Raw genomic sequence first — 13,490 nt, 5'->3', positions numbered from 1 at the left:
TGAGTGGACCTCTGTGGTGTGGCTATTTGCTAATTTTCGTTATGAATTATGATCTAGATTGCGAAAAGTACGCGTTTCTCATCTTTTAGTAACTCATAGACTTTATCGATATGTCCCTGTTCAGTGACAAAGACTTCTATAGTTAAAGAGATATATTTACCAGATTTACTCATATTACGCTTAATACGATCGTGATCTAGTTTAGGGTCAACCTCTTTCATTAAGCCGATAATCAGCTCTTCAAAGTCGTCACTATTTTCCCCTGTTACTTTAAATGCAAAGTGGGTTGGGAAATCGACAAGTGATTCGCCAGTTTCTGGATTAATCATGATATTTTTCTCCAAGTTGTTTGACCATCTTTATCTTCAAGCGCGATTCCTAATGCGGCAAGTTCATCTCGTATACGATCTGACTCAGCCCAATTCTTCTCGGCTCTCGCTTGATTACGGGCAGCGATCATTGCATCAATATCGATCGCTAAGTGCTCTGTATCCCCCTGTAAAAAGTGGGTTGGATCTTGTTGTAAAATTCCTAGTACAGCACCTAACTCTTTTAAAAGCGTATAGTAAACAGGCTCTTTAGTTCGATTATAGTTGTTCGCTACTTCATGTAATATGGAGATTGCTAAGGGAGAATTAAAGTCATCATCCATAGCTGCGTAGAAATTGTCCAGTATTGGGTGACTCTCCGGCATCGGAACAATCTCTTTAGGCGCTGTAGCGAGTGCGGTATAGAGCCGTTTTAATCCATTTCCTGCTTGAGTGATGGTATCAGTTGAGTAGTTAATATGGCTACGATAATGGGTGCTTAAGATAAAAAAGCGTAAGACTTCAGCAGGGTAGAGCTCAAGAATCTCGCGAATAGTGAAGAAGTTGCCGAGCGATTTACTCATCTTCTCATTATCGATATTGATAAAGCCATTATGCATCCAATAGTTTGCCATCGGCTTATCGTGGCATCCCTCAGATTGGGCAATCTCACACTCATGATGGGGGAATTTAAGATCCATTCCACCGCCATGAATATCAAAATGCTCCCCAAGATGTTCTGCACTCATCACAGAGCACTCAATATGCCAACCGGGTCGGCCAGGTCCAAAGGGGGAATCCCATGCCGGCTCTCCCGCTTTTGCATGCTTCCAAAGAACGAAATCGAGGGGATCTTCCTTATATTGGTCGATTGCGATGCGTTCTCCTGCTCTTAACTCATCGATCGATTGGTTGGAGAGCTTACCATAATCTTTAAATTGGCGAACACGATAGTAGACATCGCCATTATCCGCATGATAAGCGAGTCCTTTTTCGATTAATTGCTCAATCATTGTGAGCATGCCGGCAACATGATCTGTTGCTCGAGGCTCTTCATCAGGCTTTAAGATATTGAGTGCATCACAATCCTCATTCATCTTTTCGATAAATTCAGCTGTTAGCTCATCAATTGTAATTCCACGCTCATTCGCACGGGCAATAATTTTGTCATCGATATCGGTAATATTGCGTACAAATTTTAGATTATAGCCACGATGCCGGAAATAACGATTGATCATATCGAAAGCGACGAGAGAGCGAGCATGACCGATATGACAATAATCATAGACCGTCATTCCACAGACATACATCTTAATCTGCTCAGGATTAATCGGTATAAACGGTTCTTTTTTGCGTGTTAGGCTATTGTAGATTTGAATCATGCTCTTTGATCTCCAGCTTTAAAAAAGACTCAATCGGTCAGTCGTTATTTTATGAGTATCTCTACGTCTTTGCTACTTTACGATTCTCTTAAAGAGTATTGCTTAAAGGGTATCGATAAACGGCCATTACTCAATGAAATAATAAGCCCACTATTTTACAGCATCTTGCACTATATTGATAATGAATTGCTGATAGCCTAGCTCATACATCTTAAATAGATTGCTTCTTAACTCTAAATGATAGTAGATATGATATAATTTTCATTCTCAATAACTTGTTGTAGAGGTTAGTAAGTAGCGATGAATTCTTGAGTCTTCATTTCTTGAGTTTTCATTTAAGTTCTCACTCTACGATTTTAAAATTTAATGATTAGGTCGATCAATATTTATGGTTCTCTATACTCCTAAAAAACTCCCTGGTGTTCCACTGCTGGTCATTATCATTACTCTGATGGGGGCTTTTGCTCCGATGTCGATCGATCTCTATCTGCCGGCGTTTTTACAAATACAGGAGGGATTTGGGACCACCGATGCTGAAGTTAAAAAGACCTTAACGCTCTTTCTGTTAGGCCTCTGTATTGGGATGATGTTTTATGGACCTCTCTCTGATAAATATGGTCGACGCAATATTATCTTAATCGGAGCGATTATCTACTCCATCACCAGTATCTTGAGTACCTTAGTTTCCCAAATTGAAGGTTTGCAAGCGTTACGATTGATTCAGGCAATTGGTGCCGGCGCATGTATGGTGGTCGGGCGCGCGGTAATTCGAGATGTCTTTAAGGGGAAGGAGGTTGCGGTGATGATGTCGGTGGTGCAGGTGATTATGATGATCGCGCCACTCTTGGCACCTCTTATCGGTGTTGCGGTACTCTATCTCTTTAAGAGTTGGCAGGCGCTCTTTTGGGTATTAACCTTTTTCGGTAGTGCAGCTTTCTTTCTCACCTTCTTCTTTCTGCCGGAGACTTACCAAAAAGAGGAGAGAGGTGAGATCAGCATTGCCCAGACCTTTAAAAATTACGGTTTGATCTTGAGAGATCGCCGCTCCTTAGGTGCGATGCTCGGTTGTGCTTTGCCGGCAGGTGTTGTTTTTGCCTATGTCACGGGCTCTTCCTATCTCTATCAGGCACAATATGGTTTAAGTGAATTCCATTTTAGTATTCTATTTGGGCTCAATATTGTTGGAGTGATTATTAGTGCGCTCCTTAATATTCTCTGTCTCAAACGTTTTAGTGTGATCACTTTGATCCTTTTTGGGCTTGTATGGATCAGTCTTGCCGGCATTATTATGTTGTTTTGGGGAGATCAATCTCTCATTGGTTTTTTCCTCTCAACTTTCCTTTTGATGTGTGTCTCTGGCTTTATAGGGAATAATATTGTCTCTCAAATTATTGAGCTCAATTATCATCGAGCGGGAGCAGCAATGGCACTAAACTCAGCAACACAATTTTTTGTGGGGGCGATTGCAAGTTATATTGTGACTCATCATCAGGCGCTATTAACTGTCGTGATGGGGATTTCGGGAATATCAGGAGCGATTGCTTATTTTCTTCTCTATCAGCCATGGCGTGAGGTAAGAGTGGATCAAAGTATAGATCAAAGCGTGGATCAAAGCGTAGATCAATAGGAGATTGAATGATTAAAGAGCCCAGAAGTTTAAACTCCTGGGCTCTTTTTTTGGTTGCTATTTTGGGATCTGATGTGAAGATGCTAGCTCAAAATTGGCTAGTAGGTTCATTATCCCATCGCCTCCTATTTTTCGTGAGGCGAGCTAATGATTTTACTTACCTAAATCTTCGAAAAAACGTTTTGCTTTATCTAGCCAACTATTCTGTTTAGGTGCGTGATTTTCCCCTAATGTTTCACCAAATTTACGCAACATCTCTTGCTGTTCGCTGCTCAATTTAACCGGGGTCTCTACTTTGATTGTGCAGTAGAGGTCACCTTGCACGCCACCTCGAACGGGCTTAACCCCTTTTCCGCGTAATCTAAAGACTCGATCTGTCTGTGTTTCTGCCGGGATCTTTAAGTTAACGCGTCCATCGAGGGTAGGGACTTCTATCTCGCCCCCTAATGCTGCGGTTGTAAAGCTGACCGGCACTTCACAGTAGAGGTTTTCATCTTCGCGAGTGAAGATGGCATGTTTCTTCACGCGAATCTGTACGTAGAGATCACCATTCGGTCCGCCATTTTCACCAGCTTCACCTTCACCAGAAAGGCGAATTCGGTCACCAGTATCAACGCCTGCCGGTACTTTAACCTCAAGTGTTTTATTCTTGCGAATACTGCCACTACCATGGCAATGTTTACACGGATTGGTAATCTTCTTGCCGCGACCATGACAGTCAGGGCAGGTCTGCTGTACAGAGAAGAAGCCTTGCGATACACGAACTTGTCCTAAACCGTGACAGGTTGGACAGGTAACCGGCTCAGATCCTTCAGCAGCACCGCTACCATTACAGTAGTGACAATGAACTTTTGTCGGTACAGTGATTCGGGTTGTTGTCCCAAAGACAGCCTCTTCTAAGGTGATATCGAGTTGGTAACCAATATCTTCTCCACGATATGCACGGGGACCACCTTGTGCGCCGCCGCCACGATTACCGAAGATATCACCAAACATATCACCAAAGATATCGCCGAAATCAGCGCCACCGAAGCCGCCAAATCCACCTTGTCCAGCACCCGCTTGACCATTGACACCTGCATGACCAAATTGATCATACATTTTTCGCTTCTCTTCATCGTAGAGAACTTCGTAGGCTTTCTGAACCTCTTTAAATTTCGCTTCAGCTTCCTCTTTGTTCTCCGAATTACGGTCTGGATGATATTTTCCAGCAAGTCTTCTGTAAGCTTTACGGATCTCATCTTGTGTCGCTGTTTTCGCTACGCCTAAGACCTCATAATAATCGCGTTCCGCCATATATGCTTATTCCTTAATTTCTCTATCGTTTGACTCTATCACTATCTTCTATAAATGATTTCTGTAATAACTATTTTACTGTTTTACTATTTAAACTATCGGTATTGGTTAAATATCACTCTCTTCAACATTTTTAATATCTTTAATATCTTTAATATCTTTAATACCTTTAGTGCTTTGAGTATCTATATCAATATTTCTACTATTAATGCCTATTGAATAGGAGTGAATAGGATTGAATAGATCTGAATACAAATAGATCTTCATATATTTATCTTTGTTTTTCTGGTTGTTGCCGTTAAACAGATTATCAATCTAGATTTATAGAAGGTGGGTAAGTGGGTAACTTTCAGATTAACCTCTAACCTCTAAGCTCTTAGCGAGAGATCGGTGTTAGATTAATCACTATCACCATTCCTATTACTTTGGGCACTTATTTAATCATGATTGATAAGATGTTTAATCGATATTAAATCTATGGTTCATCTTTATCGATGTTCTTATGAGAACTCTATTTGAGAGTCTTGTCTATCGAATCTCTATTGACTATTTTTACGACCAATATCAATTCTGTTTGTTTAGACTTTAAAAGAGGATACCCCTTTCGAGGTATCCTTCATAGAGTACTTATGATGAAAGAGAATTACTTCTTCTCACCTTTGTCATCTTTTACTTCTTCAAACTCGGCATCTACAACATTGTCATCTTTCGCTTCTTGACCTTCAGCTGTTTCGCCTTGTTCTGCATAAGCTTTCTGTGCAAGCCCACCCGCAAGTTCTGTTAATTTCTCAGTTTTTGCATTGATATCAGCAAGATCACTGCCTTTTACCGCTTCTTTAAGCTCTTCGATCGCTGCTTCAATCGCTGTTTTTTCAGACTCTTCTACTTTATCTGCTAAATCTTTAAGTGATTTTTCAGAAGCGTGGATCATCTGTTCAGCCATATTGCGTGCAGAAACGAGCTCTTGGAACTTCTTATCATCTTCAGCATGCTTTTCAGCATCTTTGATCATCTTCTCGATATCATCTTCAGAGAGACCAGAGTTTGAACGAATCTGGATAGATTGCTCTTTACCTGTCGCTTTATCTTTTGCTGAAACATTCATAATACCATCAGAGTCGATGTCAAATGTTACTTCGATTTGTGGCACACCGCGTGGTGCTGGTGGAATGTCTGAAAGATCAAACTGACCTAAAGAGTGGTTCTCAGAAGCTTGTGGACGCTCACCTTGTAATACATGAATCGTTACCGCAGGTTGATTATCCTGTGCTGTAGAGAATACTTGGCTCGCTTTTGTTGGGATCGTTGTATTCTTCTCGATCAACTTAGTCATCACGCCACCCATTGTCTCGATACCGAGAGAGAGTGGAGTTACATCAAGAAGAAGAACGTCTTTAACATCACCACCTAATACACCGCCTTGTACCGCAGCACCTGATGCAACAGCTTCATCTGGGTTCACATCGTGGCGAGGCTCTTTACCAAAGAACTCTTTCACTTTCTCTTGTACTTTAGGCATACGAGTCTGACCACCGACAAGGATGACATCATCGATTTGGCTTGCAGAAAGGCCCGCATCTTTAAGTGCCACGCGGCATGGCTCAAGCGTACGATCGATAAGATCTTCTACTAACGCTTCAAGTTTTGCGCGAGTCATCTTGATATTAAGATGTTTTGGTCCTGTATTATCTGCCGTGATGTAAGGAAGGTTGATCTCTGTCTGCTGTGCAGAGGAGAGTTCGATTTTCGCTTTTTCACCAGCATCTTTAAGACGTTGTAATGCTAAAGGATCATTTTGGAGATCGATACCAGTCTCTTTTTTGAACTCTTCAACAAGGTAGTTGATGATAGCATTGTCAAAATCTTCACCACCTAGGAAAGTATCACCATTAGTTGAGAGAACTTCAAACTGTTTGTCGCCATCAAAGTCAGCAATTTCGATGATGGAGATATCAAATGTACCGCCTCCTAAGTCGAATACTGCAACTTTCTTCTCACCCTTAGAGTCTTTATCAAGGCCGTAGGCAAGAGCGGCTGCTGTTGGTTCGTTGATAATACGTTTTACATCAAGACCTGCGATCTTACCTGCATCTTTTGTTGCTTGACGTTGAGCATCATTAAAGTACGCAGGAACAGTGATTACTGCTTCAGTTACTTTTTCACCAAGATATTTCTCGGCAGTCTCTTTCATCTTCATTAAGACACGTGCAGAAACTTCTGGTGGTGCCATCTTCTGATTATCTAATACTTCAACCCATGCATCGCCATTATCAGCTTTGATAATAGAGAAGGGAACAATCTCACGATCTTTCTGTACTTCTGCGTCATCAAAGCGACGGCCAATAAGACGTTTGATTGCATAGAGTGTATTTTTAGGGTTGGTAATTGCCTGACGTTTCGCCGGCTCACCTGTTAAAACTTCATCGGGAGTATATGCCACGATAGAAGGGGTTGTGCGATCACCTTCTGCGTTCTCAATAACGCGCACTTTATCGCCTTCCATTACGGCAACACATGAGTTAGTTGTACCTAAGTCAATACCAATAATTTTAGCCATTATTTTATTTCCTTTATTGTCACTTATTATTGAATCAATGATTGTTAATAATTGTTGTTGAGTAATGCGTTAAAGTCAGAATTAATCAGATTTAAATCAGATTTATAAGGTTTTAGAGTTCTATAAGATCAGTCATACAAATACCGATTCAATATCGATGAGAAAAGGTTGATCTAACACAATTCATAAAAGATCTTAGATCTCTGCTCTAAACTTCTCTTTACAACTTAAAATCTTTCAATTTATCTTTCATTTTCTTTAGCCTACTTCATTCTCTGAGTACAATATGGGAACGAATTTTTAGACTTCAAGTGTTTTTATCTATTTATCTTAAATTTTTTTTGAATTTTTTTTGAATTTTTCTTAAACATTCTTCTAAATCTTACTCTTAAAGCTCTAAGGTTTGTTATATGGTTTGCCTCATTCCTTACGATATATCGGCCTTAGGGGAGATTGTTCTAGCTGAAGGAGTTCGTGGAAAATTGATCAAAATAGGATCTATCTCCACCCTATCTCTTAGTGTTTATCTCTGAGATTTATACCTCTTTTGAGGATCTTCTTGCGCCGAAGATATCGCTACCGATACGGATAATGGTGGCGCCTTCTTCAATTGCAAGTTCTAGATCTCCACTCATGCCCATAGAGAGTTCTTTAGCATCTTCTGGAAGTAAGCCTTGTTGCCTCATCTCTTTACTCAACTCTCTTAATGTGGAGAATCCTGCACGAATAAGGTCTGGATTATTAGATTGAAGGCCAATTGTCATCAAGCCTCGAATCTCAAGGTGAGTAAAGGGGGCGAGTTCCTCTAGAAATGGAGCGAGCTGATCGGGAAGTAATCCCTGTTTATTGGGATCTAATGAGCTGTTGACCTGAATTAAAATGGCTGTTTTTTTATTTAAAGCTTGAGAGGCTCGATCGATACGGCGAGCGATTCTGATGCGATCAACACTTTGGATACAATCTGCATACGCTGTAACCTCATTCACCTTATTTCCTTGTAATGGACCAATAAAGTGAGTCTCTCTGGGCGTTTTAAAAGAGGTGTTGATCTTTTGGAGGAGCTTGGGGGCTTTTTTCATCAGTTCTTGGGCTCTATTTTCACCGATAAGCCCATAACCGAGAGCAATTGCTCGATTAATTGTATCGATCGACTGCTCTTTTGTTGCTAGGAGGAGGGAGATCTCATTGGGATCTCTTTGAACACACTTTGCGGCGCTTTTGATCCGTTGATAGACCTTTTCGATATTGGAGAGAAGTTGTTGGTCGCTGATCTGTACTTCTGTCGTCATGTCCTATTTACCTCTATTTTTAACTTCTATTAGCCACTAGTAACCTTTTTTAGGGTCGATATCGAGCGATTTTAACTTGCGATAGAGGTTTGTCCGCTCCATTCCTACCAATTCAGCAAGATTTGCGATATTACCTTCAGAGCGCTCATATTGTGCGATCAGATAGGCTCTTTCAAACTGTTCTCGCGCTTCCCTTAAGGGGAGATGAAGCGGTAGATGATCTGTTAAGTTGGTTAAGTTGCTACTATTTTTAAGATCTTGCTCTAATGCCTGATTGACCTCTTCTAGTGTAACCTCATCGCTTTTACCTAAGACTAATAAGCGCTGGATGATATTTTTAAGTGCGAGATGATTGCCACTCCACTGATGGTTTCGAAGACGATTTTGCGCCGCAATAGAGAAGTGGCGATAGGTTAAGCCTTTATCATCAACAAAGTAGTGGATATAGGCATTAACTAGCTCCGGCACATCTTCAGGGTGTTCTGCAAGAGAGGGGATCTCGATAAGAACGACATTAATTTGATGCCAGAGAGGCTCAAGAAAATCTCCACTCTCAACAAGCGAGAGTAGTCCAGGCTGAGCCGAGAAGATGTAGCGAATATTAGTGGGGGTAATGGTGCCTGTTTGTGGGTGGATATATGATTTTGTTTGGATAAGATCATAAATCAGCTTTTGTGCGCGATCATCCGCTTGCTCTAAGTTGCTAAGATAGAGAGTACCGCCATCAAGTGACTGGAGGAGTTGTGAACGTTTCTCCGCATTTTCAATAAGCTCTTTTACTTCATTTAAGCTGAGTGAGTTGAAACTCAATTCCAAGAAGGGGGCTTTTTTTCTATTTGATGAAGTATGGATATAACTTGCAATGCCGGCCACTTCAGAGCCAAATGTATGGAGAAGAAGAACATTGGTGTCTGATTTAGCCGCTTCGATTAACCTCTCTCTTAAGGTCACCATCAATTGACTTCGACCAATCGGTTCAAAGGGAGGAATTGCCGGCGGAGTACTCTGTAAGGCCTCTTCTGCCTGAGGAGCTTTTGATTTTGATTCTTCCAATGTCTTCTCAACAACGAGAAGTAGCTTTGCCAATGTTAATGGCTTTTCAAGAAAGTCGACGGCGCCTAATTTAGTCGCTTCAATCGCATGCTCTAGAGTTCCATGTCCACTCATCATAATAACAGGGCAGTGTAGCTCGCTATTATTACGCCACTCTCCTAAAAGAGAGATGCCATCAATATCGGGCATCCAGATATCGAGAAGAATCAGATCTGGCTCTCGCTCCGCTTTTAGTGCTTTAGCCTCTGAGCCATTGTAAGCCATTGCGACCTCGTAACCTTCATCTTGTAAAATGTCACTAACAAGGTTACAGATATCTTTTTCATCATCAATAATTAGGATATAAGGTTTTTCTTGTGACATAGTGAATTGACTCTCTCTTTTATCAAATTAGGGTAGGGTAAATAGGGCTAGGTAGATCAATAGATGCTTTTTAAAGGGGCTATTGATTCTGTGCTATAGCATTCATTTTATCAATAAAGAGGAAAAAGGGGTGTCTTTAACCACCCCTTTTGTAAAATTAGCCTCTCTGTTCTCTATTGCGATAGAGATTAGAGATAGAGCTCAGAATTATTTGAGGATGATTACTCCTCACTGCTCTCCTTAGCGCTACTCTTTTTACTGCTACTCTTCTTAGTCGCAGTACTCTTGGCTGTACTCTTCTTAGCTGTGGTACTCTTTGTTGTACTGCTCTTCGTTGCCGTACTCTTTTTGGGAGAGGCCTTTTTGGTCGTGCTCTTTTTGGCGGTCGTTTTTTTAGTTTCAGCCTTGTCATCCGCACTTTTTTTAGTGCTACTCTTCTTTGTTGCAGCTTTGCGGCGACCTTTTGCCGGTGCTTTTGCTAATAGCTCTTTACACTCTTCTAATGTTAATAGTGCCGGGTCACTCTCTTTCGGGACCTTCGCATTTTTGGTGCCATCTGTAATATAAGGTCCATAGCGACCATTAATTACTTCGATCATTACATCACCATCTTGGAATGAGTTGATGAACTTAGCGGCCTCCGCTGCTTTATGCGCTTCTACAATCTCCATCGCACGCTCAAAGGTGACGCTATAAGGATCATCCTCTTTTAGAGAGACAAATTTGCGTGGACCATATTGAATGTAAGGACCAAAACGGCCAATATTTGCACGAATATCGTAGCCATCTTCTCCTTGACCTAAAACGCGAGGAAGGCGGAAGAGTGCCATCGCTTCTTCAAAAGTAATGGTATCGATACTCTGTCCTGGAAGAAGTGAGGCAAAACGGGGTTTCTCCTCATCATCTTTATCCCCAATTTGAGCAAAAGGCCCATAGCGACCAATTCTTACAGAGACCGGCTTTCCTGTTTTAGGATCTTCTCCCAATATTTTTGCCTGAGCCACTTCCGCGCGGGTGACATTCTCTTCAACATGATTACATTGTGCGATAAAGGGGGTCCAAAATTCTTCTAAAAGAGGAATCCACTCTTTTTCTCCATTTGCAATCTCATCGAGATTATCCTCCATGAGTGCCGTAAATTCATAATCGACGATGCGGGTAAACTCTGAAGAGAGGAAGCGCGCGACAATTTTCCCCATGTCGGTAGGGATAAAGCGACGACTATCTAAAATAACATATTCTCGATTTTGGAGCGTTGAGATAATGGAGGCGTAAGTTGAGGGGCGTCCAATACCAAACTCTTCGAGAGACTTGACAAGAGAAGCCTCCGTATAGCGCGGAGGTGGTTCGGTGAAGTGTTGATTCGGTTTGATCTCGGTAAGATCGATTATTTCACCAACTGCCATTTCTGGAAGGATCTTATCTTCATCTTTCTGCTCCTCTTTCTCATCATCAACATCTTCAAGGTAGAGGCTCATAAATCCCGGGAAAGCAATGGTAGATCCCGTTACACGGAAGGTATGAAGACCTTTCTCTCCTAAGTCGATCGAGGTGGTATTCATGATCGCAGATTCCATCTGAGATGCAATGGCGCGTTTCCAGATCAGCTCATAGAGGCGGTATTGATCAGAAGTCAGATGCTCTTTTACCGATTCCGGCGTTCTAAAGACAGATGTTGGGCGAATCGCTTCATGCGCTTCTTGGGCATTTTTTGCCTTTGTCTTATATTCTCTAGGGGCCTTAGGGAGGTACTCATCGCCATGTTGACTCTTAATATAGCGACGAATATCTTCAAGCGCCTCGTTAGAGAGGGTGACAGAGTCTGTACGCATATAAGTAATGAGACCGATCGTTTCAGCCCCTAGGTTAATCCCTTCATAGAGATCTTGCGCTGTTCGCATTGTGCGAGTTGTACTAAATCGCAATTTACGTGAAGCTTCCTGCTGTAAGGTTGAGGTGGTAAAAGGAGCTGCCGGATTACGACGACGCTGCTTCTTTTCAACATTGTAGACAGGGATTTTATGATTAAAAGTCTGTTCTAGCGTTGCTTTAGCCGCATTTGCGCTCTTCTCATCAGTGATAGTGAACTGTTCAACTTTTTCACCATTATATTCGATCAATTTGCCGGAGAAAGTTGCGCTCTCTTTTGCAAGGTTGGCAAAGATTGACCAGTACTCTTGAGAGACGAAGGCATTGATCTCATCTTCTCGCTCTACAATTAATCTTAATGCCGGTGATTGAACGCGACCTGCAGAGAGACCAGGGTTGATCTTTTTCCAAAGAAGTGGAGAGAGATTGAAACCGACAAGATAATCGAGAGCAGTTCGAGCTTGTTGTGCCTCTACAAGATCCATATCAATCTGCCGTGGGTGGGCGACAGCATATTGAACAGCACTTTTTGTAATTTCATTGAAGACAACACGTGTGATATTTTTCCCTGTCAGTGCTCTTTTACTCTTAAGATACTCTAAAATATGCCAAGAGATCGCTTCACCTTCTCTATCCGGGTCCGTCGCAAGCATAAGGTTATCCGCATCTTTTAATGCTTTCTCTATAGCAGCAAGATGTTTTCGGTTTTGGGGGATCACCTCATATTTCATCGCAAAATTATTATCTGGATCAACAGAACCAGTTTTGCGAACTAATTGTCTTACGTGACCAAAAGAGGCAAGAACGGTAAAGTCCTTGCCCAGATATTTTTCAATTGTTTTTGCCTTTGCAGGGGATTCAACAATAACTAAAGATTTACTCATCTAATTTCTCAATTATCCTACGATTGTAACGTATCTATTAACGTGTCTATATTTTATGGTTCAAAGTGGCACATATTTGCTACAATAACAAATTCAGATTTCTAAATTCAGATTTAAAACGAAGTAGTAGTTTGAGTAATTTATCTTAAGAATTCAAGCTATCGCTATAAATTAACCTAAAAAGTAGAATTGATATCAATATGTATTACGACCAGAAAAAACCAAAAAGATCTTTCAAGTGGCTCTATTTGATTCTTATAGTCGCCTTTGTTGTATGGGTGATGCTCGATGATACCGATAAAGAGAATGAAACAACGCAGATTATTGAGGTTGAGTTGCCTCAATAGTTCATATCATTACTCGGAGCAGAATCCGAACAGAAATCCGAATAGAATCGGAATAGATCGAGAGAAATCAACAGTGAGATCAGTAATGGGATCGGTAGATCAACCGGGAAGGGTGTAATAGTGATGCAAAAGATGAACAAGCCTAACCGTAAGGGATTGGCTAGAATTGTTGCAGCAACCCAATATTCTCTAAGAGGATTACAAGCAGCTTACCGGAATGAGGAGGCGATTCGTCAAGAGTTGTGGGCGGGAATTGTGATTATTCCGCTTGCTTTTTTGATTGCAGATAGTGGTGTTGAGTTAGCTCTTCTCCTTGGAAGTGCGATTTTGATCTTTCTGATGGAGCTTGTTAATTCGGCGATTGAGTCTGTAGTCGATCGCATAAGTTTGGAGCATCATCCCTTATCGGGACAAGCGAAAGATATTGGCTCAGCACTTGTAATGGTGGCATTGATCATTTTTGCCACTGTTTGGTTGGCGATTCTCTTTTATTAGTTCTTTTATTGAGTTCTATA

The 13,490-nt window shown here is 41.3% G+C and carries 9 protein-coding genes; 2 read left to right on the top strand and 7 right to left on the bottom strand.

Annotation, left to right across the window (positions count from 1 at the left end):
• Positions 1-53 precede the first annotated feature (53 nt).
• Positions 54-329 carry an HP0495 family protein gene (locus tag AC0SAP_RS02535; RefSeq protein ID WP_094567114.1) on the bottom strand — a complete coding sequence of 92 codons (276 nt, stop codon included), beginning with the start codon at positions 327-329 and terminating at the stop codon, positions 54-56.
• Positions 326-1,690 carry a cysteine--tRNA ligase gene (gene cysS, locus AC0SAP_RS02530; RefSeq protein ID WP_473382759.1) on the bottom strand — a complete coding sequence of 455 codons (1,365 nt, stop codon included), beginning with the start codon at positions 1,688-1,690 and terminating at the stop codon, positions 326-328. The genes AC0SAP_RS02535 and cysS overlap by 4 nt, the downstream gene beginning before the upstream one ends.
• Before the next feature lie 388 nt (positions 1,691-2,078).
• Here cysS and AC0SAP_RS02525 point away from each other — a divergent pair, with 388 nt between their 5' ends.
• A complete protein-coding gene (locus AC0SAP_RS02525) occupies positions 2,079-3,317 on the top strand; it encodes a multidrug effflux MFS transporter (RefSeq protein ID WP_473382758.1) in 1,239 nt (412 codons plus the stop codon).
• 153 nt (positions 3,318-3,470) lie between these two features.
• Here AC0SAP_RS02525 and dnaJ read toward each other — a convergent pair whose 3' ends face one another.
• The 5 genes from dnaJ to AC0SAP_RS02500 form a co-directional block, all read right to left on the bottom strand.
• Complete coding sequence (gene dnaJ, locus AC0SAP_RS02520; RefSeq protein WP_473382757.1) at positions 3,471-4,613, bottom strand: molecular chaperone DnaJ; 1,143 nt, start codon at positions 4,611-4,613, stop codon at positions 3,471-3,473.
• A 643-nt stretch (positions 4,614-5,256) separates the two neighbouring features.
• Positions 5,257-7,170 (bottom strand): molecular chaperone DnaK, encoded by a 1,914-nt coding sequence (gene dnaK / locus AC0SAP_RS02515; protein WP_109235665.1) that lies wholly within the window; start codon positions 7,168-7,170, stop codon positions 5,257-5,259.
• A gap of 536 nt (positions 7,171-7,706) precedes the next feature.
• A complete protein-coding gene (locus AC0SAP_RS02510) occupies positions 7,707-8,459 on the bottom strand; it encodes a YggS family pyridoxal phosphate-dependent enzyme (RefSeq protein WP_473382755.1) in 753 nt (250 codons plus the stop codon).
• A 36-nt stretch (positions 8,460-8,495) separates the two neighbouring features.
• Positions 8,496-9,875 (bottom strand): sigma-54-dependent transcriptional regulator, encoded by a 1,380-nt coding sequence (locus tag AC0SAP_RS02505; RefSeq protein ID WP_473382753.1) that lies wholly within the window; start codon positions 9,873-9,875, stop codon positions 8,496-8,498.
• Positions 9,876-10,096: 221 nt separating this feature from the next.
• On the bottom strand, positions 10,097-12,628 hold the full coding sequence (locus tag AC0SAP_RS02500; protein WP_473382751.1) for a DNA topoisomerase I: 2,532 nt from the start codon (positions 12,626-12,628) through the stop codon (positions 10,097-10,099).
• A gap of 479 nt (positions 12,629-13,107) precedes the next feature.
• Here AC0SAP_RS02500 and AC0SAP_RS02495 point away from each other — a divergent pair, with 479 nt between their 5' ends.
• Complete coding sequence (locus tag AC0SAP_RS02495) at positions 13,108-13,470, top strand: diacylglycerol kinase (protein WP_094567376.1); 363 nt, start codon at positions 13,108-13,110, stop codon at positions 13,468-13,470.
• Positions 13,471-13,490: the final 20 nt, after the last annotated feature.

It is taken from the genome of Ignatzschineria sp. PL_is040 (assembly GCF_055813795.1).
This window is presented reverse-complemented; position numbering and strand designations above follow the sequence as displayed.